This window comes from Pseudomonas sp. TUM25319 (assembly GCF_056388475.1).
Genome location: NZ_CM150751.1, coordinates 5,978,131 through 5,997,208 on the forward strand (window position 1 = coordinate 5,978,131; position 19,078 = coordinate 5,997,208).

A 19,078-nucleotide genomic window follows, 5' to 3' on the forward strand; every position below is an offset into this window, starting at 1 on the left:
TCAAAAGTCGTAGGTAAGCCGGGTGTAATAGAACGCCCCTTCCGGCGCCGAAGGCGCGAGGTAGCTGTACTGCTGCCCCGGCGTCTGGCGCAGGCGCGGGTTGAAGTCGTCCGGCGTGCTGTCGAACAGGTTGTTGGCGCCCACCGACAGCTTCAGTTGCTTGCTGAAGGCGTAGTTCACATCCAGGTCAGTGTTCCACTGCGCCGAAAAGGTCTGGTCGTACTGGGCGTTGGTCGCCGAGGCGGCGTACTTGCGGTACTCGCCATAACGGGTCTGGGACAGGCTGACGGTCCACGGCCCATAGCGATGGGTCGCGCCAAGCACCAGCTTGTCTTCCGGATAACCATGTTCGAGGAAACCGCGGGCCTCGCGGGTCAGCACATCAAAACCGTAGGGGTTGGCGTTGACCGATTCGATGGTGGTGCGCGCCCGGGTGTAGCCCGCCGACAGCGCCAGGCTGCCGAAACGCTGCAGGTCCAGGTTGTACTTGCCGACGATGTCCACGCCACGGGTGCGGGTGTTGGCCGCGTTGGTCATGAACTGCGCCCAGCTGTATTGCCCGTAGCCGGCAGCGGCGAGGATGCGCTCGGCATCCGGCCCGGAGATGCCGCCGCTGTAGAGCAGGCGGTCGCGGATGGTGATCTGGTAGGCGTCGATGGTCAGCGATGCCTGCTCGCTGGGCCGCAGCACCAGGCCCAGTGAGTAGTTGGTGGATTTCTCCGGTTTCAGCGCCTCGGCGCCCAGGGCCTGGGCGGCCGGATGGTCCACCGGCAGCATGCGGGTCAGCACCGGGTTGCCGTTGACATCGACGTTGGTGGTGGTGGTCCAGGACGTGCCGATCTGGCCCAGGGTCGGCGCGCGGTAGGCGCTGTTGACCGTAGCCCGCAAGCCTACTTGCGGGGTCAGTTCATACCGCGCCGAGAGCTTGCCGGTGGTGGCCGAGCCGAAGTCCGAGTAATGCTCGGTGCGCCCGGCGATGCCCACCTGGAATTTGTCGGTGAGCTGGTTTTCCAGGCCGAAATACACGCCGCCGACATCGCGCTTGTAGGTCCCGGCATCATCCGGCGTCAGCCCCGAGGCCTGCACCGCGCCGACCTGCACGCCGTCGATGCCGCCGTAGGAATAGGAGTCGTAGTCGCCCGCTTCCAGGGTGTACTGCTCGTGGCGGTAGGCGACGCCGGTGGACAGCACCAGCGGGTTGTCCGACCAGGCCACCGCCAGGTCCTTGGTGTAGTCGATGCCGACGTTGGTCTGTTCGTTGATCAGGGTGGCGACGTCGAACTTGGTCGGGCTGTTGGCGCCATAGCTCGGGTTGACTGTGTCGAAGGCCACTTCATCGTGCTTGTCGCGGCCATAGGTGGCACTGATATCGAGGCGGCCGATGGCTTCGTCCTCGAAGCGCGAACCCATCGTCAGCGAAGCATCTTCGTAGCGAAAGCGGTACTTCGGAATGGTCCCGTTGGGGTAGATCGCCGCGACGTTGTTCGGATTGGAGGCCAGCAGCGGCGGCGTGTTGTTGACCGACTTGTCCTGGCCGAAGGTGGCGAAACTGTACAGCCGCCACTGATCGTTCAGGCCCACCTCGGCGTTGGCCGCCAGGTTGTATTTGTCGCGGCCTGCACCGCCCCAGCGCGGGTCCTGGACCTTCCCGTCGGCAACGTACTTGTCGCCGATATCGGTGGGTTTGGCATTGACGCCGTTGAAGCTCAGGGTCAGGAAACCGTCTCCCGGCAAGCCGATGCCGTACCAGCCGTCGGCACTCTTGTTGAAGCCGTCACCCTGGGCGTACTGGCCGAGCTGGGTGTTGATTTGCCCACCGCTGTCGCGTTCCTTGAGCACGATGTTCACCACCCCGGCTACGGCATCGGAACCGTACTGCGCCGACGCGCCGTCGCGCAGCACTTCGACGTGGTCGATGGCGCTGATCGGGATCATGTCCAGGTCCACCGGCTGGGCGCCAATGAACGGCACGCCGCTGGAAATGTTCACCACCGCCGAGGCATGCCGGCGCTTGCCGTTGACCAGCACCAGGGTCTGGTCCGGCGCCAGCCCGCGCAGGGAGGCGCCCTTGGGGTTCTGGCCGCGGGTGGCGCTCTGGTTCTGCGGGAAGTTGAACGATGGCAGCAGCTGGAACAGCGCCTGGTTCAGCGTGGTGGCGCCGGTCTGCACCAGTTCTTCGCTGTTGATCACATCCACCGGTGCTGCGCTGGTCAGCGCCGTAGCGTCACTGCGGCGGGTGCCGAGCGCGACCACGCGGTCCAGGGTCGGCACACTGGCGGCGGGCGCATCCTGACGCACCACGCGGCTGGCGCTGACGGCACTGGCAGCGGAGGGTTCGGTGCCGCTGTCCTTGATGATGAACGCACCGGTCGGGCTGACCTCAAGCTCAAGACCCGTGCCGCGCAAGGCGGCGTTGATCGCCTGCTCGGCAGACAGCTTGCCGTCCACCCGCGATGACGAATAACGGCCCAGTTCCGGGGTGAAGGAAATCACCTGGCCGCTCTGCCGGCTGATGCTCAGCAGCACCTCGTCCAGCGGACCGGGATTGATATGCCAGTCCTGCTGCGCCTGCTCGGCGAACGCCATGCCGCTCAGCAGCAGGCTGAAGGCGATGGCGCCGGTTGCGGATCTCGTGTTGCGTTGGATCTTGTGGTTGCTCTTGCGCACAACGATTCCCCCCACGGAATCAAACGACGCTGCTCCCTCGGCAGCGCTTACGGGAGGGGTGTGGCGCGGGCGGGGGAAATCTTGCAGATCGATTGGTTATGGCGTTAGAACCGGACGTCAAAAGAGCAGTACCCGCTAGAACCACGCCACCATAAGAGCTGCTATAGTCATCCTTAATTTAATTAAGCATTCTCAAAAGACTTCTTATGACAAGCATTTTTCCCCTCGCCTGCGCCGACAGGCTCGAAAAAATAGGGCTGCTGGTCAAAACCAGGCGCCTGGAACAGAAAATTCGCCAGAAGGACCTGGCTGCCCAGACCGGTCTTTCCACTACGACGCTGGGCAAGATCGAGTCTGGAACGCCAAGTGTCGAAATCCGCAGCTACATGACTGCGCTGTGGCATCTGGGGCTGCTGGACGATGCTTTCCAGAACCCCGGCGTTCCCACTGTTGCTCCGCGAGCCACGGAACACCGCGTGCGCCTCAGGAAAGTGTCCGAGGAGGACTTTTGATGGCTGCCGTGTATGTCTACATGCAGCTTCCGGGATCGGAGGAAGTCGAGACGCTGGGCCGCCTCGAGGTCAGCGGCGGGATCGGCGAGTTCGTCTACAGCCCCTCCTGGGTCAAAGCCGGCGGCTGGGTTCCAGACCCGGTACGTTTCCCACTGCGCCCCCAGCCCTACGGCAACATCACCAAGAATCGTGGAGTTCCCGGTTTTATCAGGGACGCGGCTCCAGATGGATGGGGTGAACGGCTGGCCACTCGGGAGCACGGTAGTGAGCTCGACGCAGTGGGTTTTCTGCTCAAGTCTCCAAACCACGATCGAACCGGCAGCCTCATGATGGGGACAGGACGGACTCCTCCGGCAGGTGTCGGACAGGCAGGACTGGGAAATCTCACTCAACTGGACGACTTCATACAGTTCGCCGATGGCATCCAGGGAGGGTTTCCACCCGGTGCGGACAAAGCCACCAAAGCGACCTTGCAACAGCGTTCATCGCTTGGCGGTGCGCGCCCCAAATGCACGCTCATTGATCAGGGCCAACTGATTCTGGCGAAACCAAGAGACCGCCATGATCTCTACGACATCCCTGCGCTTGAATACGCCTGCATGTCATTCGCTGCCAGCAAAGGACTGAACACTGCTGGTGTACGAATGCACCGCGGTCGCGTCAACACGCTTCTGGTGGAGCGCTTCGACCGCGAGATGGCTGCGGACGGGCGGTCCATTCGTCTTCCCATGCTCAGCGGGCTGACACTGCTGGACAGTGACTGGAACACTCCATCTGCTTGGGGTCGGGAGTGGCATTACGGCTATCTGGTAGACGAGATGGCAAGGCGTAATGTGCCCGAAACGGACCGCCAGGAACTGTTCAAGCGCATCTGCTTCAACATACTGGTGGGCAATGACGACGATCACCCAAAGAACACAGCAATAGTGTTCCAGAGAGGTGGCTGGCACCTTTCTCCGCTCTACGATGTGGTGCCGACAACTGAGGGGCAGGCTCCTGCCAGGCTGGCGATGGGCATAGGTCGATATGGACATGAGCTGTCACGGCGTAACCTGTTGAGCCAGATTGAACACTTCGGTTTCACAGAGGCAGAGGGATCAGCAGTGATAGACGAAATCACAGGCTGGGCCGACGATCTGAAACGACACTATCAGGAGCATCTGCAAGAGGCAGAGCTGAATCTGGCGATCGCGGCAATGGGTGCCGACAAGCTGGAAAAGTGATTCGAGCCCTGATCGTCAGCAACCCCGCCCGCATTCACACCGGCCCAACCGTCACCCAATACTCACTGCGCCGCCCCACCCGGATCGGCAAGGTCCGGCTCAGTGCTTCCAGCACCACATCGCTCTGGTCCAGCCGGAACAGCCCGCTGACCCGCAACCCAGCCACCGCCGGGTCCAGGCGCAGGACACCGTGACGATAGGGCCGCAGCGCCTCGATCACTTCGCTCAGCGGGCTGTCGCGCACTTCCAGCAGGCCGTTGACCCAGGCGCTGTCGCCGCTGCGCACGGCCTGGACCACGCCGAAGCGGAAGCGGTCGAAGCTGACTTCCTGCCCGGCCTGGAGTTGCAGGCGGTCGCCGCCACGGGTGACGACCTGCAACGGCGCGTCCAGCGCGCCAACCCGACACTGCCCGCCGCGCTCGCGCAACAGCACCCGAGCCGCCGGGGTGAACAGGTCGCCGGCCTCGGTCTGCACGATGAACGGCCGACGATCGCTGACCACCCGCAACAACCCTTCCCCGCCGCGCCAGCGCAGCAAGCGGCGCTGTTCGTCGAAACGCACGTCGGTGGCGCTCTGGGCGTTGAGCACCAGTTCGCTGCCGTCGTCCAGCCGCACGGTCTGGCGCTGGCCAATGCCGGTGGACAGGTCCGCGCTCAACCCTTCCAGCGACGACAGGCCCGAGGTGAACACCAGCCCGCCGCCCACCATCAGTCCGGCCCCGACCAGCGCCCGCTGCAACAGCTTGCGCCGGCTCGACGGCGCGTTGAGCGTGCGCTGCAATACGTTGCCGTCGATGCCTTGGGCCAGCGGCACCTGGAACACCCCGAGGGTGCGCTCCAGACGCTGGCAGAGGTCGTCATGGCGCGGGTCGCGGGCACGCCAGGCGTGGAATGCCTGGCGCTCCGCCTCGCTGGCGTGGCCCGAGCGCAGCAACACGATCCAGCGGGTGGCCTGTTCGATCAGGTGGTCCTGTTCTGCGCTCATATCACTCCAGGCTGGCCTTGAGGCAACGGTGGATGGCCTTGGTCATGTAGTCGCTCACCGAGCGTTGCGAGATGCCCAGTTGCGCGGCGATCTCCGGGTAGGTCAGGCCGTTGACCTGGGACAGCAGGAAAGTCGCCTTGACCTTGGCCGGCAGCCCGTCGAGCAGGCCGTCGATGATCTGCAGCGCCTCGATCATCTGTGCCAGGTCTTCCGGCGACGGTGCCTGGGCCTCGTCGTCGAGGTGCAGCGCTTCAAGGTAGGCGCGCTCCAGGTCGCGGCGGCGCCAGAGCTGGTACATCAGGCGCTGGGCAATGGTGGTGAGCAGCGCCCGCGGCTGGCGGATCGGTTCGGCCACCGGGGCGCTGAGCAGTTGCACAAAGGTGTCGGCGGCGATGTCCTCGGCGCCGCTGTCGCCCAGACGCCGGCGCAGACGCAGGCACAGCCACTGGTAATGACTGCGGAACAGGCCACCCACGTACTCGCTGTGGGAGTTTTCGATACCGGACATGAATGGCTCCAGAAGGAGGATTGCTTGAGATGTCCGGTGGTCCGGTGACGCCATGCTAGTGGGAGGTCTTATTCTTTAAAAATATTTAAAAAGCATTCTTATATTCGAAGCGGGAATTAACCGGTGCCGGGGTGAATCTCGGGTAGCCCCAGGCGAGCCGCTTCGTCGCGGTAGTCCAGCAACACCTGGTAATCCGCTTCGGTGGCAGGTAGCAATTCGCGGATGGCCAGGGTGGCCGCGACCTCGGGCAGTTCCCGCAGCGCCTGGTTGAGGGCGTCGCGGATACGCCGGGCACCGGCCTCGTCGAGAGACGCGGGGCCAATGAACGGCAGGCTCGGCCCCGGCGCGCTGCGGTCCAGAATGCGCAGGCCGGCCACTTCTTCACTGTGGTCGCGGGCGAGGTAATCCCAGGTCACGCTGTCGATCGCCGCCAGGTCGCCCCGGCCTTCGCGCAGCGCCAGCAGGCTGTCACGGTGGCCACCGGTGAAGCGGATGGCGGAAAAGAACCGGCCACCGCGCTGCAGCGGCGCAAGAGCATGACGCAGCAGGTTCATGCCGGAATTGGAATCGGCGTTGTTGACCAGACCGTGGCTGTCGAAAAAACCGCTCAGCGCGTGGCGTGGATCATCCTCGCGCACCACCAGCAGGCTGCAATGATTGCCGTCGCGGCTGTGGGGCAATTCGTAGACGGGCCGGCCAATCAGCCGCACCTTGCCGCGCAGCAGGGTCATCAGCGGGTAGCCGCAGGTCTGGGTGAACAGCAAACGCGGCGACAGCCACAGGCCCGGCAGATCCAGCCCGCCCGCCTCCAGCCGCCGGTCACCCAGCAACGCCAGGGTGTAGCGCAGCCACAACTCGCTGGCCTCGCGCACGCGCGGCGGCGCCACGTACATCAACAACTCGGCAAAACCCTGGGACATGAACGGCACTCCGGCTCAGACGTGGGGATGTTCGGGGCTGTCGACCGGGCGCAAGGCATGGCGGCGCAGCAATTCGCCGTAGCCCTGCACCAGGAAGCCGCCGCTGCGGGCCAGCCACTGTTCGCGGCGCTGGCGATAGACCCGTGGCAGGAAATACCACGGCAAGCCAGGCAGATCGTGATGGACCAAGTGCAGGTTCAGGTGCAGGAACAGCCAGGTCCAGGGCCAGCCGGCCTCGTTGAGCACGGTGCGCTGTTCCGGCCGCTCGGCGGGGCGGTGCTCGTAGAACGAGCGCAGCATCGCCACAGACAGCGCCGGCACGCTGGCGAAGAACACGTACTGCGTCACCGACAGCGCGCTGTATCGGGCGATGAAGGCGAACATCAGCAAGGTGACGGCGCCATGAGTCGTCCACATCAGCCAGGCTTGTCGGTCGCCTCTGGCGAGCCGGCCCAGTTCTTCCCGGGCCAGGCCGAACAGCGCCTGTGGCGCGCCACCGAGCAGGCGTCCGGGCACGGTCTTGTCCAGCCAGCGCAAGGCCCGCGCCAGGCGGGGTGCACGCTGCCAATGATGGCGGCTCAGATAACGGCTTTCCGGATCGAGGCCCGGCAGGGTGAGGTCTTGATCGCGGTGATGCCGCAGGTGGCTGTCGCGGTACAGGGTGTACGGATACCAGACCGCGAACGGCGCGTAGCCGAGCAGCTTGTTCAGCCACGGCAGGCGGGTGGGGTGGCCGTGAAGCAGTTCATGCTGCAGCGACAGCCAGAGCACCAGCAGCGGCACCATCAACAGTGTGGCGGGCCACGCGCCGATCACCGGGCTGCCCAGCAGCAGCGCGAACCAGCCGCCATAGACCCCGATCAGCAGCAGCCAGGTCGGCCACTCGCTGCGCCCGAGAAAGCTGGCTTGCAGGCGCAGCACGTCATCGCGCTGGGCGTCGTCGAGGTAATGGGGCATGGGCGGAGGTCCTGGAACATGGGCTGACCTCCGCTTGTGGGACGAGGCGGAAAAATCTTGCAGATCGTTTGGTTATAAGCGCTTCGCAAATCGCTCAGCGCCCGTCCTCGATGTCCTTGCCATTGGCATCGATCACCCGGCTCGACGGATAGCGCGACGAGGCATAGCGCACCACCAGGATCGAGAACGACAGCAGCAGGATGCCGCCGCACAGGTACAGCAGGCCGACGTCCGGTGCCTTGTGGTGCGAGACGTCGCCGATCAGCAGGCGGGTCAGCGCGGTGATGGCCACGTAGAGCAGGAAGCGGATCGGCATGTGGTTGGTCTTGAAATAGATCCCCACCATCGCCCCCAGTTCGAGGTAGATGAACAGCAGCAGGATGTCGTCGACGCTCACGCCGCCCTTGCCGAGCATGTCGAGGAAAGTCACCACCGCGGCCCAGGCGGTGATGCCGCCAATGCCGAACAGGGCCAGGTAATGGAAGCCCTCCACGCACAGATTGCCCAGCGAATCGGCAGTGCCGTGCAGGCCCTTGCGCAGTTTGTCAGCCCATTTGATGTTCACGATGAAGGATTCCCCGATACGGCTTGGAAAAAAGCATGCGGCAGGCACATGACGCTTTGCCTGCATGCAGTAAAAAGGCCAAGGGCCGTGCTTGAGAAGGCGACGGATTGCCGCAAGGCACGCGCTTTCGAAATCTGGGCTATAAAAAGGCCACTATCCAATGCCGGATGAATACTGTATAAATCAACAGTATTCGTATTCCTTCAATTTTCGAAAAAGGCGTGAGGTGATGAATGGCCGTCGAAGTGGTGTACCGCAGCAGCCGCGACTTGGAGCGTTTGTTCATGGATAAAGCCGAAGCAGATCGTCACGACAAGATGCTGGAGCTGGCCGAGATGCTCTCGGAGGTGCTGAAGAAAGCCGTACCGTCGCTGACCGAGCAGCAACTGGAAGAAGCCGGGATCTACATGGCGAAGAACCGCGATGTGTTCGCCAAGGCGTTCAAGAGCCAGCCGGACGCCCTGTCCGAGCTGCTGGGCGACACGCCGGCGGAGTAAGCCTCAGGCGCCGTACACCAGGCGCTCGGCCAGTTGCTCGGCGACCCGTGCCGGCGAGCGTTTTTCCGCCTGGGCATGGGCGAAGACTTCGGTCAGCCGGGTGGGGATCCGCGACAGGTGCGCGGTGATGGCGACCGAGTCGAGACCCTGGTGAGTCAGGGCGACGTAGATCAGCCCGCCGGAATTGATGATGTAGTCCGGTGCGTAGAGAATGCCGCGGCTTTCCAGTTGGTCGGCCACCTGCAGGGTGGTCAGCTGGTTGTTGGCCGAGCCTGCCACCGCCGCGCAACGCAACTGCATCACGCTCTGCCCGGTCAGCACCGGCCCCACGCCACAGGGCGCGAAGATGTCGCAGGGCGTGCCTACCAGTGCCTCGGCAGCGACCGGATGGGCGCCGAACTGCTCCATCGCCAGTTGTACCCGGCCGGGGTCATGGTCGCTCACCAGCAATTCCGCCCCCGCCGCATGCAGTTGCTCGGCCAGCGCGTAGCCGACATTGCCCAGCCCCTGCACCGCCACCCGCAAGCCTTCCAGGTTGTCGCTGCCAAGGCGGGCCATGGACGTGGCACGAATGCCGGCGAACACGCCCATGGCCGAGTGCGGCGACGGGTCGCCGGCTCGGGTGGTGCTGGTGACGTGGCGGGTGCTCTGGGCAATGCAGTCCATGTCCAGGGTCGAGGTGCCGCTGTCGATGGCGGTGATGTAGCGACCTTCCAGCGACTCGACGAAACGCCCGAATGCCTCGAACAGCGCCGCACGGTTTTCCACATGGGGATTGCGGATGATCACCGCCTTGCCACCGCCCAGCCGCAAACCGGCCAGGGCGGCCTTGTAGGTCATGCCCTGGGCCAGACGGATGGCGTCGGTCATGGCGCTGTCGTCGTCCGGATAGGCCAGGTAGCGGCAGCCGCCCAGCGCCGGGCCCAACGCCTCGTTGTGAATGGCGATCACCGCCTTGAGGCCGGTAGCCGGGTCGATACACAGGTGCAACGACTGCGTGCGAGTGCTTTGCATGAGAGCGAACATCGGCAGGCCCTCGGTAACGTGCTGAAACAAGTATAGGTGGCGCTTTCCGGGCCGCCGGAGCACTGGACGAAACGTCATGCGAGGGCTAAAACAGAAGCTCTCAGCGGAGACCGCCATGACCCCACGCCAAGCCTGCCTGAACTGTCTGGAGCGCGATCCCCCGGCGCTGTTCGAGGCTGCCTTGTGGATTGCCGTGGAGCATGATCCGCAGGTCGACCCGGCCCAGGTGATGACGGCGGTGCAGGTCTTGCAGCACGAAGTGAGCAACAGCCTGCCGATGCTGCCTCTGCATGAACTGGCCCAGCCGCTGTTGCGCAAGCTCTGCGCACTGGGTTTTCAGGAAGACGAATACCACCCCGTCAAACCCCAGGCCGCCCTGCTCGACCAGGTGCTGCTGCGTCGCCGTGGCCAGCCGCTGACCCTGGCGCTGCTGGCCCTGGAACTGGCGCGCAGGCTGTCGATTCCGCTGGAAGGGGTGAATTTTCCGGGGCATTTCCTGGTGCGGGTGCCGGGGGCGGATCACCTGCTCGATCCCTGTGGTGGGCGGCGCCTGTATCCGGCGGATTGCCGGGAACTGCTGGGCCGGCAGTTCGGGCCGCAGGTGCCATTGAGCGCCGAGCATCTGCAAACGGCAAGCCCGCGACAGATGATCCAGCGTCTGTCGCGCAACCTGCGGCAGTTGCATTCCACCCATGACAACGACCTGGCGGCGTTGCGCGATGCCGAGCGGGTGATGGAACTGGGGGCGCCACTGGCCAGTGATTATCTGGCGCGGGCGACCTTGTACCAGCATCTGGATTGCCCGCAGGCCGAGCGCTTCGACCTGGAGCATGCGCTGTTGCTGACCGATGACCCGATCCAGCGCTTGCGGCTGACCGAGCGGCTGGGGCAGTTGCCTTCGGGGAAAAGGTCGGTGCATTAAGGTCCTCATCGCCGGCAACGCCGGCTCCCACAGGGTTTTGGGTCAGACCATGAACGGGTGCATGGCGCTGGCATTGTGGGAGCCGGCGTTGCCGGCGATGAGGACCTCGGAGTCACCCCGCCGCCGGTGTATCCGGCTGCCGCGAAGGATGCGCCAGCACGAACGCCGGATGCTCCTCGGCCAACGCCTCCACCCGCAGAATCCGCGGATAACCACCCAGGTCGATGTTGAAACGCCTGGCCGCATACACCTGTGGAATCAGGTACACATCCGCCAGCCCCGGCTCGTCGCCGAAACAGAAGCCGCTGTCGCCGATCAACTGTTCCACCGCCGCCAGCCCTTGGCTGATCCAGTGACCAATCCACTGGTTCACGCCCGCATCGTCCTGCCCCAACGCCCGCAGCTGGTTCAGTACGCTGACATTGTGCAACGGATGGATATCGCAGCCGATCAACGCCGCCACACCCCGGGCCCGGGCGCGTTGCACCGGGTCGTGGGGCAGCAGCGCCGGTTGCGGATACACCTCTTCCAGGTACTCGATGATCGCCGGCGACTGCACCAGCAGCTCACCGGAATCGGCCTTGAGCGCCGGCACCCGACCCTGCGGGTTGAGCTCGAGATAATGCGCCTCGCGCTGTTCGCCCTTGAGCAGGTTCACCGGCAGCGACTGGAAGTCCAGTTGCTTGAGTGCCAGCGCGATTCGCACCCGGTACGACGAGGTGGAACGGTAATAGGTGAAGAGTTCCATGCCCCCTGCCCCCTTTAGTGAGCCGCCACGACTTTGCCACGGCACTCGCCGAAGCCGATGCTGGCTACGCCATCGCGGCTGGCACGGGCACGCAGGATGATTTCGTCACCGTCTTCGAGGAACTTGCGCACCTCGCCGCTCGGCAACTCCACCGGGTGCTTGCCGCCCTCGGTGATCTCCAGCAGGCTGCCGAACTGGCCCGGATTGGCCCCGGACAGGGTGCCGGAACCGAACAGGTCGCCCGGCTGCAACTGGCAGCCGTTGACGCTGTGGTGCGCGACCATCTGCGCCACGGTCCAGTACATGCTCAGGGTGTTGCTCAGGGTCAGGCGGTGCGCCGGCAGGTTCTGCTCGCGCATGCCCTCGGTGAGCAGCAGCACTTCCAGTTCGATGTCGAACGCGCCTGTGGCCTGGTCACGCTTGTCCAGCAGGTACGACAGCGGCTGCGGATCGCCTTGCGGGCGCGCCGGCTGGGCGGTGCGGAACGGCTCCAGCGCCTCGGCAGTAACCACCCACGGGGAGACGGTGGAGATGAAGCTCTTGGACAGGAACGGGCCCAGAGGCTGGTATTCCCAGGCCTGGATGTCCCGCGCCGACCAGTCGTTGAGCAGGCAGAAACCGGCGATGTGCTCGGCAGCATCACCAATCGGGATGGCCTGGCCCAGCTCGTTGCCCTGGCCGATCCAGATGCCGATTTCCAGCTCGTAATCCAGCCGTGCGCACGGGCCGAATGTCGGTTCGGTCTGCCCGGCCGGCAGGGTCTGGCCCTGCGGGCGACGCACCTCGGTGCCCGATGGACGGATGGTCGAAGCGCGGCCGTGGTAGCCGATCGGCACGTACTTGTAGTTGGGCAGCAGCGGATTGTCGGGTCGGAACAGCTTGCCGACATTCTTGGCGTGTTCGATGCCGACGTAGAAGTCGGTGTAGTCGCCGATCCTGGCCGGCAGGTGCAGCTCGCATTCGCTGGCCGGGTACAGCGCCGCTTGCAGCGCCGCCTGGTGCGGGCTGTCTTCGCCCAGCAGTTCCAGCAGGCGCTGGCGCAGGGCAACGCGGGCACCGCGGCCGAGGGCGAAGAAGGCGTTCAGCGCACCGCCACGGGTGGCTTCCACCGCCGAGCGGGCTTCGCCGTCGAACAGCCCGGCCGCCAGCACCGCGTCCAGATCGAGAATGGCATCGCCGATGGCAACGCCGCTGCGGCGCTCGCCGCCGGCGCGGCTGAAGATCCCCAGCGGCAGGTTCTGCAGCGGGAAGTCGCTATGCCCGTTGGCGTGCTCGACCCAACTGCGGGCAATGGCGGTCTGATTCATGCTTATCTCCGGTTCGGGGTGAAGGTGCTCGGCAGCGTGGCCCAGCAACTATCGTAGTCGTTCTGCAACTGCGGGCAGTCCAGCGCATGGCGGGTCGGACGCAACACCTGGCCGGTCTCGAACATGAACGCCATGGTGTTGTCGATCTTGTTCGGCGCAAGGTCGGCGGCAATGGCCTTGGCGCAGGTCTCGGCATCCGGGCCGTGGGCGCTCATGCAACTGTGCAGCGAGGCGCCGCCGGGCAGGAAGCCTTCGGCCTTGGCGTCGTACTCGCCCTGGATCAGGCCCATGAACTCGTTCATCAGGTTGCGGTGGAACCACGGCGGACGGAAGGTCTTCTCGGCCACCATCCAGCGCGGCGGGAAGATCACGAAGTCGATATTGGCCATACCCGGCACGCTGGTCGGCGAGGTGAGTACGGTGAAGATCGACGGATCGGGGTGGTCGAAGCTGACCGTACCGATGGTGTTGAAGCGACGCAGGTCGTATTTGTACGGCACGTTGTTGCCGTGCCAGGCGACCACGTCCAGTGGCGAGTGCTGCAACTCGCAGCCCCACAGCTCGCCGAGGAATTTCTGTACCAGTTGCACCGGGCCGTCGTGCTCTTCGTAGTGCGCCACCGGGGCGAGGAAGTCGCGGGGGTTGGCCAGGCCGTTGCTGCCGATGGGCCCCAGATCCGGGATGCGCAGTGGCGCGCCGTGGTTCTCGGCGATGTAGCCGCGGGCCTCGCTGTCGAGCAATTCGACGCGGAATTTCATGCCCCGTGGTACCACGGCGATTTCCAGTGGCTGCACGTCCAGCCGGCCCAGCTCGGTCACCAGGCGCAGGCCGCCCAGTTGCGGCACCAGCAGCAGCTCGCCGTCGGCGTTGAAGAACACCCGCTCCATGGACCGGTTGGCGCGATAGCAATGAACCGTGATGCCGGCCGGCTTCTCACTCGCCGAGTTGGCGGCCATGGTGACCCAGCCGTCGATGAAATCGGTGGGTTCGGCCGGCATCTCCAGCGGACTCCAGCGCAGGCGGTTAGGCGTGACCGCCCCCAGCGGGCCACCAGCCAGTTGCCGCTCCAGACGCTCGAACGCCGGGTGCAAGGCCGAGGGGCGGATGCGGTAAAGCCAGGTACGGCGCTGTTCGTGACGGGACATGGTGAAGGCGGTGCCCGACAGCAGCTCGGCGTACAGGCCATAAGGCGCTTTCTGCGGGGAGTTCTGGCCGACCGGCAGGGCGCCGGGCAGTGCCTCGCTGGCGAATTCGTTGCCGAAACCGCTCTGGTAAGCGAGGGCGGAAGTGGAATCGCGGGTCATCGAGCCTCCGGGCCGTGTCCGGCCAGTTATTGTTATACGTAATTCGATTACGCTTAACGTAATTTGATTGACCGAAGGCGTCAAGTTATAAAGGCGACCGCCCTTCGGCGCCGCGTCGTGAGCGATCGCTGGCAAGCCAGTTCCCACCGGGCCTGTGGGAGCTGGCTTGCCAGCGATCGGTTGCCTGCGGTCCACCTTTCCACCCTGCACAGTGACCACCGCCATGACCAAAGCCACGCCCCCCGCCGACAACGGCAAACAGAAGGTCCGCTCGGCGGAGGTCGGCACCGATATCCTCAAGGCCCTGGCGCAGCTGTCGCCGGCCACCTCGCTGTCGCGCCTGGCCGAGCACGTGCAGATGCCGGCAAGCAAGGTGCACCGCTATCTCCAGGCACTGATCGCCAGCGGCTTCGCCGAGCAGGACCCGGCCACCAACCACTACGGCCTGGGCCGCGAGGCACTGCGGGTCGGCCTGGCGGCGCTGAACGGCATGGATGTGCTGAAAGTCGCGGCCATGCCGCTGTCGCAGCTGCGCGACGAACTGAACGAAAGCTGTTTCATCGCCGTGTGGGGCAACCAGGGCGCGACGGTGGTGAATATCGAGCCGGCGGTGCGCGCAGTGACGGTGGTGACCCAGATTGGTTCGGTACTGCCGTTGCTCAGTTCGTCCACCGGCCTGGTGTTCGGCGCCTATCTGCCGGAACGGGAAACCGTCGAGCTGCGCGACCAGGAACTGGCGCAAAGCGGCCATGCCGCTGCGGAATACGACGCCCTCTTCGCCCGCATTCGCGAGCGCGGCCTGCACCATGTGCACGGCCTGTTGATGCCGGGGGTCGATGCGCTGTCGGCACCGGTGTTCAATGCCGTGGGCAAGATTGCGGCGGTGATCACGGTGGTGGGCCCGACCTCGATTTTCCATGCCGACGAAGAAGGCCCCGCCGCACGGCAATTGCTGGCGGCTGCCAAGGCGATCAGTTGGCGGATGGGCTTTGAAGGGGCGCAGTGACCCGCTTTGGTGCACTGTTGCGAGAGATGCAACAGTGAATGTCAGAAAGCACTATTTTTCCGTGGGTAACGTCTGACTATCCTTGTTCCTGTCTTGGCGATCCGGTGTTCGCCAAGGCGCGAAGTTGACGCTTCGGCCCCCTTAACGGTCGGTTAATGCTCTCCCCCTAGAGTGCTCCTCGATTGTTGCTCCGAAGTGTCACCCTTCAGATTCACCGACGTTGATTTTGAAGCTCCTTGATCTGCGTCTTACTTGGCCGCTGCCTTTGCAGCGGCCTTTTTTTTGGAAGCAGCGGCAAGTTTCAAGCTACAAGCTGCAAGATAGAGCAAGGCGCGCCGCGTTCTCCTCTTGCCGCTTGTAGCTTGCAACTTGTAGCTGCCTCAATCGCAGTGGAAGCGGTGCAACAGCCGGTGCGCCACCGGCGCCAGGATCAAGCCGATACTGGCGACGAACACCAGCCCCACGTACAGGCCGTAGACGGCAAAGAACAACTTGCCGCCCGGTGTCTCCGGCAGGTCTACCGGGCCCATGCCGCCCAGCAGCAAGGTGGCGTTGAACGCGGCGTCGTACCACTTCACGCCGTCCTCGAAATACAGATGCCCGGCCACCCCGATGACGATAGAGGCCATCAGCAACGCGCCGGCGCCCAGCGCATGCAGCAGCAAACGGCTGCGGAATTGTTCGGCCGAGATGACGGCCTCGGTTTTCGATTCATACATCCTTCGCACTCCTGTCGCGATCACGGCCTCCCAGCATAGATCACGACAGGAAACCGACCGTCTCAGCGAGCGGCGAACTTCTGCAGGTTGGCCATCATCTGCTGCAACGCTTCGAGACTGTCCTTGGGATGCACCGCCCCTTCGAAGTCGCCGATACGCCCCCAGTTGGCCGCCACGTCTTCGACGCTGAAGCCCTGCTGCGGATCGAAACCGGCGCCCAGGCTACGCTCCCAGCGCACCTGGCCGATCCAGCCGCCGCCCACTTCGTAGAGGTTGCCGCTGTCCTGGCACTGGTCGCTGCCCAGGTACACCACCAGCGGGCTGATCAGCTCGGGCTTGAGCTGCTCGAACACCTGCGGCGGGATCAGCCCTTCGGTCATGCGCGTGCCACCGGTGGGTGCGATGGCGTTGACCAGCACGCCATGCTTGCGTCCTTCCAAGGCCAGGGTGCGGGTCAGGCCGTAGAGGCCAAGCTTGGCCATGCCGTAGTTGGCCTGGCCGAAATTGCCGTAGATGCCCGAGGTGGACGAGGTAAAGATCACCCGCCCCCAGTTCTGTTCGCGCATGTGCGGCCAGGCGGCGCGGGTGATCTTGAAGGCACCTTCGACGTGGACCTTGTAGACCAGGTCCCAGTCGGCGTCTTCCATCTTGTGGAAGGTCTTGTCGCGCAGGATGCCGGCGTTGTTCACCACCACGTCGACGCGGCCGAACCTGTCCATGGCCTGTTCGACGATACGCTGGCCATCGGTGACCGAGTCATGGTTGGCCTCGGCAATGCCGCCGGCCTCACGGATCTGCGCCACCACCCGATCGGCCGCCGAGGCGTTGGCGCCTTCGCCGTGGGTCGAGCCGCCCAGGTCGTTGACCAGCACCCTGGCGCCGTGACGGGCGAACAGCAGGGCATGGGCCCGGCCGAGGCCGCCACCGGCGCCGGTGACGATCACTACTTTATCTTCCAGGCGTACCGAATCGGTCATGGCTCAACTCCAGCAGAACAAGGGACGGGAAGACGAGTGTCGGCCAGCGCCCGCCCCGGAACAATCAACCGGGAGGGCGCTGAATGGCAGGCAATAAGCGAAGGCGAGGTCAGGACCAGGCGACTTTCTGGGGTGCCCAGTTCAGTGGCTGGTGGCGGAAGTCCAGGTAATGGCTCAGCACCTGTGCCGGTGCTTCGGTGTGCGGGTAGTGGCCGATGCCGGGCAGTGCCACGGTGTCGGGCAGCGGCACCATTTCGCGGTAGCGCTGGACCATGTGCGCACCGGACACCGGGTCCGCCGCGCCGTTGATGAAGCGCATCGGCATGCGCGCCTGTTGCAGCGCACCGACCCAGCGTTCCCGATAGGCCAGGCGCTCCGGGATGTAGCTCGACAGCCGGTGCAGGATGCGGTTGCCGCGGTTGGAGGTGATCAGGCTCCAGCAGTCGTCCAGCGCGCTTTCACTGGGCTGGGTGCGCGGCCCGTAGATCTGGCTGACGTGGTTGACCAGGTTGTCCCGGTCGAAAATCCGCGACACCAGCCAGCCCAGATGGCTGAGCAACAGCCGCTGCACCAGCAAGGGCCGGTGGCACTCCGGAAAGAGGCCGGCATTGAGGAACGCACAACTGGCGATCTCGATGCGGTGTTCGTGATGCCGGGCCAGCAGTTCCTGGGCGACGCTTGCGCCGTAATCGTGGGCCATGAGGTGCACCGGCTCATGCACGTTCAGGTGTTCCAGCAACGCCTGCTGCAAGTCAGCCTGCTCCAGCAGGCTGTAGCGGTGTGCTGGCGGCTTGGCGGAATCGCCGAAGCCGAGCATGTCGCAGGCGATCAGACGAAAACGCTGGGCCAGCGGCTGCCAGAGGTAATGCCAGTCCCAACTGGCGGTGGGGAATCCGTGAATGAGTAGCAGTGGCTCTCCCTGCCCTGCTGTCCAGTAGCGAATGCTCTGGCCGCGGAACGTGAAACCCAGGCTCCGTGTACGCCAGACGCACAGAGGTATCTCTGCCAGTGGCATTAGCGGGATCTCGGATGGTTTGTCTTAAGTGTCGGGGCATCGGCACATTGTGTGTGCTCTGTTGGTCAGCATAGTCACGCCGGGGCAATGCGAAAGTCGCCTTGGCAGCCAGCTTGATGACCGTGCGAGTCAGCCCCCTGGCTTTTAAAGCAAAGCCGACAGAAGGGGCGCGGCGAACAGATTGAGCAGCCCCGTGAGCACCATCACCAGCCCTGCCACGGAGCCTTCCTCGCCGCCCACTTCATGGGCCCGGCTGACGCCCGCACCATGAGCACCGACGCCGAACAGCGCGCCACGGGCCAGCGGCGTGCGCAGCGGCAGCCAGCGCAGCAGCACCCCGCCAAAGGCCGCGCCGAGCACGCCGGTGAACATCACGAACACGGCGGTCAGCTCCGGTACGCCACCCAGCTCCTGGGCCAGCGGCATGGCGAACGGTGTGGTGATAGAGCGTGGCAACAGCGACAGGCTGACCGAGCTGTCCAGCGCCAGCAGCCGTGCCAGCGCCCACGAACTGGCGATCGAGGCCGCGCTGCCCATCAGCATGCCCAGCCCCAGCGCCTGCCAGTGACGGGCCAGCAGGCGGCGCTGCTGCCAGATCGGCACGGCGAAGGCCACGGTCACCGGGCCGAGTACCGCCATCAGCCAGTGGGTATCGCGGGCGTACTCGGCGTAGGCGGTGTGCAGCGGTACGGCGATGGCCAGCAACACCACCGGCACCAGAATCAACGGTGACAGAAGGTAGCGCCCGGTGCGCCGGTACAGCCAGCGGCTGCCCAGGTACGCCAGCAGCGTCAGGGCGAGCCAGAACATCGGCATGGGTTCAAGACTCATGGCGCAGGCTCCGGCGGCATACCCATTCCACGGTAAAGGCGGTGACCACCATCACCAGCAGCGTGCTGACGGCAATCACCAGCAAGATGCGCCAGCCGTCATTGCGCAGCAGCGCGCCGTAGTCCAGCAGGCTCATCAGCGCCGGAATGAAGAACAGCAGCATCTCTGCCATCAGCACGCCCGCGCCCCGTTGCAATGCCGTCGGCTTGAGCCAGCCAAAGGCGAACAGCAACAACAGCAGCGCCAGCCCCATCACCCCGCCGGGGATCGGCCAGCCGAGCCAGGCCGCCAGTTGCCCGCCGAGCAGGAACAGCGCCAGCAGCACGCCCAGCTCGGCAAGCAGGCGCGCAAGGTATTTCAGGTTCACGAAGTTCATGGAAGGGGTCCTC

At 64.8% G+C, this 19,078-nt stretch carries 20 protein-coding genes; 5 read left to right on the plus strand and 15 right to left on the minus strand.

Annotated features, from left to right (window positions below):
• Complete coding sequence (locus AC05QJ_RS26970) at positions 1-2,586, minus strand: TonB-dependent receptor plug domain-containing protein (protein WP_476748018.1); 2,586 nt, start codon at positions 2,584-2,586, stop codon at positions 1-3.
• A gap of 287 nt (positions 2,587-2,873) precedes the next feature.
• Between AC05QJ_RS26970 and AC05QJ_RS26975 the strand changes: the two genes are divergently transcribed.
• Both AC05QJ_RS26975 and AC05QJ_RS26980 read left to right on the plus strand, forming a co-directional pair.
• On the plus strand, positions 2,874-3,179 hold the full coding sequence (locus AC05QJ_RS26975; RefSeq protein WP_476744272.1) for a helix-turn-helix domain-containing protein: 306 nt from the start codon (positions 2,874-2,876) through the stop codon (positions 3,177-3,179).
• Positions 3,179-4,402, plus strand: coding sequence for a type II toxin-antitoxin system HipA family toxin (locus AC05QJ_RS26980; RefSeq protein ID WP_476744273.1), 1,224 nt, complete (start codon positions 3,179-3,181; stop codon positions 4,400-4,402). The genes AC05QJ_RS26975 and AC05QJ_RS26980 overlap by 1 nt, the downstream gene beginning before the upstream one ends.
• A gap of 34 nt (positions 4,403-4,436) precedes the next feature.
• On the opposite strand, the gene AC05QJ_RS26985 is transcribed toward AC05QJ_RS26980, so the two are convergent.
• From AC05QJ_RS26985 to AC05QJ_RS27005, 5 genes are all read right to left on the minus strand, one after another.
• The gene (locus AC05QJ_RS26985; protein WP_476744274.1) at positions 4,437-5,387 is read right to left on the minus strand and encodes a DUF4880 domain-containing protein; all 951 of its coding nucleotides are present in this window, start codon (positions 5,385-5,387) and stop codon (positions 4,437-4,439) included.
• A 1-nt stretch (position 5,388) separates the two neighbouring features.
• Positions 5,389-5,895, minus strand: a complete 507-nt coding sequence (locus AC05QJ_RS26990; RefSeq protein ID WP_476744275.1) for a sigma-70 family RNA polymerase sigma factor — start codon at positions 5,893-5,895, stop codon at positions 5,389-5,391.
• 116 nt (positions 5,896-6,011) lie between these two features.
• Complete coding sequence (locus tag AC05QJ_RS26995) at positions 6,012-6,815, minus strand: phosphate/phosphite/phosphonate ABC transporter substrate-binding protein (RefSeq protein WP_476744276.1); 804 nt, start codon at positions 6,813-6,815, stop codon at positions 6,012-6,014.
• A 15-nt stretch (positions 6,816-6,830) separates the two neighbouring features.
• A complete protein-coding gene (locus AC05QJ_RS27000) occupies positions 6,831-7,772 on the minus strand; it encodes a fatty acid desaturase (protein WP_476744277.1) in 942 nt (313 codons plus the stop codon).
• Positions 7,773-7,866: 94 nt separating this feature from the next.
• Complete coding sequence (locus AC05QJ_RS27005; protein ID WP_476744278.1) at positions 7,867-8,337, minus strand: phosphate-starvation-inducible protein PsiE; 471 nt, start codon at positions 8,335-8,337, stop codon at positions 7,867-7,869.
• 233 nt (positions 8,338-8,570) lie between these two features.
• Here AC05QJ_RS27005 and AC05QJ_RS27010 point away from each other — a divergent pair, with 233 nt between their 5' ends.
• Positions 8,571-8,834, plus strand: coding sequence for a YebG family protein (locus AC05QJ_RS27010; protein ID WP_476744279.1), 264 nt, complete (start codon positions 8,571-8,573; stop codon positions 8,832-8,834).
• Positions 8,835-8,837: 3 nt separating this feature from the next.
• On the opposite strand, the gene AC05QJ_RS27015 is transcribed toward AC05QJ_RS27010, so the two are convergent.
• Positions 8,838-9,860, minus strand: coding sequence for a Leu/Phe/Val dehydrogenase (locus AC05QJ_RS27015; protein WP_476744280.1), 1,023 nt, complete (start codon positions 9,858-9,860; stop codon positions 8,838-8,840).
• Between the two features lie 115 nt (positions 9,861-9,975).
• On the opposite strand from AC05QJ_RS27015, the gene AC05QJ_RS27020 reads away from it, so the two are divergent.
• Positions 9,976-10,782: a SirB1 family protein gene (locus AC05QJ_RS27020; RefSeq protein ID WP_476744281.1), complete on the plus strand. Its 807-nt coding sequence runs from the start codon at positions 9,976-9,978 to the stop codon at positions 10,780-10,782.
• A 112-nt stretch (positions 10,783-10,894) separates the two neighbouring features.
• Here AC05QJ_RS27020 and maiA read toward each other — a convergent pair whose 3' ends face one another.
• The 3 genes from maiA to hmgA are packed head-to-tail and all read right to left on the minus strand — an operon-like array spanning position 10,895 to position 14,141.
• Positions 10,895-11,530 (minus strand): maleylacetoacetate isomerase, encoded by a 636-nt coding sequence (maiA, locus tag AC05QJ_RS27025; RefSeq protein WP_476744282.1) that lies wholly within the window; start codon positions 11,528-11,530, stop codon positions 10,895-10,897.
• Between the two features lie 14 nt (positions 11,531-11,544).
• A complete protein-coding gene (gene fahA, locus AC05QJ_RS27030; RefSeq protein ID WP_476744283.1) occupies positions 11,545-12,837 on the minus strand; it encodes a fumarylacetoacetase in 1,293 nt (430 codons plus the stop codon).
• Between the two features lie 2 nt (positions 12,838-12,839).
• Positions 12,840-14,141 carry a homogentisate 1,2-dioxygenase gene (gene hmgA / locus AC05QJ_RS27035; RefSeq protein ID WP_476744284.1) on the minus strand — a complete coding sequence of 434 codons (1,302 nt, stop codon included), beginning with the start codon at positions 14,139-14,141 and terminating at the stop codon, positions 12,840-12,842.
• Between the two features lie 223 nt (positions 14,142-14,364).
• Here hmgA and AC05QJ_RS27040 point away from each other — a divergent pair, with 223 nt between their 5' ends.
• The gene (locus AC05QJ_RS27040) at positions 14,365-15,147 is read left to right on the plus strand and encodes an IclR family transcriptional regulator (protein ID WP_476744285.1); all 783 of its coding nucleotides are present in this window, start codon (positions 14,365-14,367) and stop codon (positions 15,145-15,147) included.
• A gap of 380 nt (positions 15,148-15,527) precedes the next feature.
• On the opposite strand, the gene AC05QJ_RS27045 is transcribed toward AC05QJ_RS27040, so the two are convergent.
• The 5 genes from AC05QJ_RS27045 to AC05QJ_RS27065 all read right to left on the minus strand — a co-directional run bounded on the left by AC05QJ_RS27045 (position 15,528) and on the right by AC05QJ_RS27065 (position 19,065).
• Positions 15,528-15,866 carry a hypothetical protein gene (locus tag AC05QJ_RS27045; protein WP_476744286.1) on the minus strand — a complete coding sequence of 113 codons (339 nt, stop codon included), beginning with the start codon at positions 15,864-15,866 and terminating at the stop codon, positions 15,528-15,530.
• A gap of 62 nt (positions 15,867-15,928) precedes the next feature.
• The gene (locus AC05QJ_RS27050; protein WP_476744287.1) at positions 15,929-16,843 is read right to left on the minus strand and encodes an SDR family oxidoreductase; all 915 of its coding nucleotides are present in this window, start codon (positions 16,841-16,843) and stop codon (positions 15,929-15,931) included.
• A 109-nt stretch (positions 16,844-16,952) separates the two neighbouring features.
• The gene (locus AC05QJ_RS27055) at positions 16,953-17,858 is read right to left on the minus strand and encodes an alpha/beta fold hydrolase (RefSeq protein ID WP_476744288.1); all 906 of its coding nucleotides are present in this window, start codon (positions 17,856-17,858) and stop codon (positions 16,953-16,955) included.
• 144 nt (positions 17,859-18,002) lie between these two features.
• On the minus strand, positions 18,003-18,689 hold the full coding sequence (locus AC05QJ_RS27060) for an LrgB family protein (RefSeq protein ID WP_476744289.1): 687 nt from the start codon (positions 18,687-18,689) through the stop codon (positions 18,003-18,005).
• Positions 18,679-19,065 (minus strand): CidA/LrgA family protein, encoded by a 387-nt coding sequence (locus tag AC05QJ_RS27065; protein ID WP_476744290.1) that lies wholly within the window; start codon positions 19,063-19,065, stop codon positions 18,679-18,681. Before AC05QJ_RS27065 ends, AC05QJ_RS27060 begins: the two co-directional genes overlap by 11 nt.
• Positions 19,066-19,078 lie beyond the last annotated feature (13 nt).

Coding starts and splice junctions, on each gene's coding strand:
- AC05QJ_RS27020 (WP_476744281.1), top strand. CDS start 9,976: ATGACCCCACGCCAAGCCTGCCTGAACTGTCTGGAGCGCGATCCCCCG.
- fahA (WP_476744283.1), bottom strand. CDS start 12,837: ATGAATCAGACCGCCATTGCCCGCAGTTGGGTCGAGCACGCCAACGGG.
- maiA (WP_476744282.1), bottom strand. CDS start 11,530: ATGGAACTCTTCACCTATTACCGTTCCACCTCGTCGTACCGGGTGCGA.
- AC05QJ_RS26990 (WP_476744275.1), bottom strand. CDS start 5,895: ATGTCCGGTATCGAAAACTCCCACAGCGAGTACGTGGGTGGCCTGTTC.
- AC05QJ_RS27010 (WP_476744279.1), top strand. CDS start 8,571: ATGGCCGTCGAAGTGGTGTACCGCAGCAGCCGCGACTTGGAGCGTTTG.
- AC05QJ_RS26985 (WP_476744274.1), bottom strand. CDS start 5,387: ATGAGCGCAGAACAGGACCACCTGATCGAACAGGCCACCCGCTGGATC.
- AC05QJ_RS26975 (WP_476744272.1), top strand. CDS start 2,874: ATGACAAGCATTTTTCCCCTCGCCTGCGCCGACAGGCTCGAAAAAATA.
- AC05QJ_RS27065 (WP_476744290.1), bottom strand. CDS start 19,065: ATGAACTTCGTGAACCTGAAATACCTTGCGCGCCTGCTTGCCGAGCTG.
- AC05QJ_RS26970 (WP_476748018.1), bottom strand. CDS start 2,586: ATGGCGTTCGCCGAGCAGGCGCAGCAGGACTGGCATATCAATCCCGGT.
- AC05QJ_RS26980 (WP_476744273.1), top strand. CDS start 3,179: ATGGCTGCCGTGTATGTCTACATGCAGCTTCCGGGATCGGAGGAAGTC.
- AC05QJ_RS27015 (WP_476744280.1), bottom strand. CDS start 9,860: ATGTTCGCTCTCATGCAAAGCACTCGCACGCAGTCGTTGCACCTGTGT.
- hmgA (WP_476744284.1), bottom strand. CDS start 14,141: ATGACCCGCGATTCCACTTCCGCCCTCGCTTACCAGAGCGGTTTCGGC.
- AC05QJ_RS27055 (WP_476744288.1), bottom strand. CDS start 17,858: ATGCCACTGGCAGAGATACCTCTGTGCGTCTGGCGTACACGGAGCCTG.
- AC05QJ_RS27040 (WP_476744285.1), top strand. CDS start 14,365: ATGACCAAAGCCACGCCCCCCGCCGACAACGGCAAACAGAAGGTCCGC.
- AC05QJ_RS27045 (WP_476744286.1), bottom strand. CDS start 15,866: ATGTATGAATCGAAAACCGAGGCCGTCATCTCGGCCGAACAATTCCGC.
- AC05QJ_RS27000 (WP_476744277.1), bottom strand. CDS start 7,772: ATGCCCCATTACCTCGACGACGCCCAGCGCGATGACGTGCTGCGCCTG.
- AC05QJ_RS26995 (WP_476744276.1), bottom strand. CDS start 6,815: ATGTCCCAGGGTTTTGCCGAGTTGTTGATGTACGTGGCGCCGCCGCGC.
- AC05QJ_RS27050 (WP_476744287.1), bottom strand. CDS start 16,843: ATGACCGATTCGGTACGCCTGGAAGATAAAGTAGTGATCGTCACCGGC.
- AC05QJ_RS27060 (WP_476744289.1), bottom strand. CDS start 18,689: ATGAGTCTTGAACCCATGCCGATGTTCTGGCTCGCCCTGACGCTGCTG.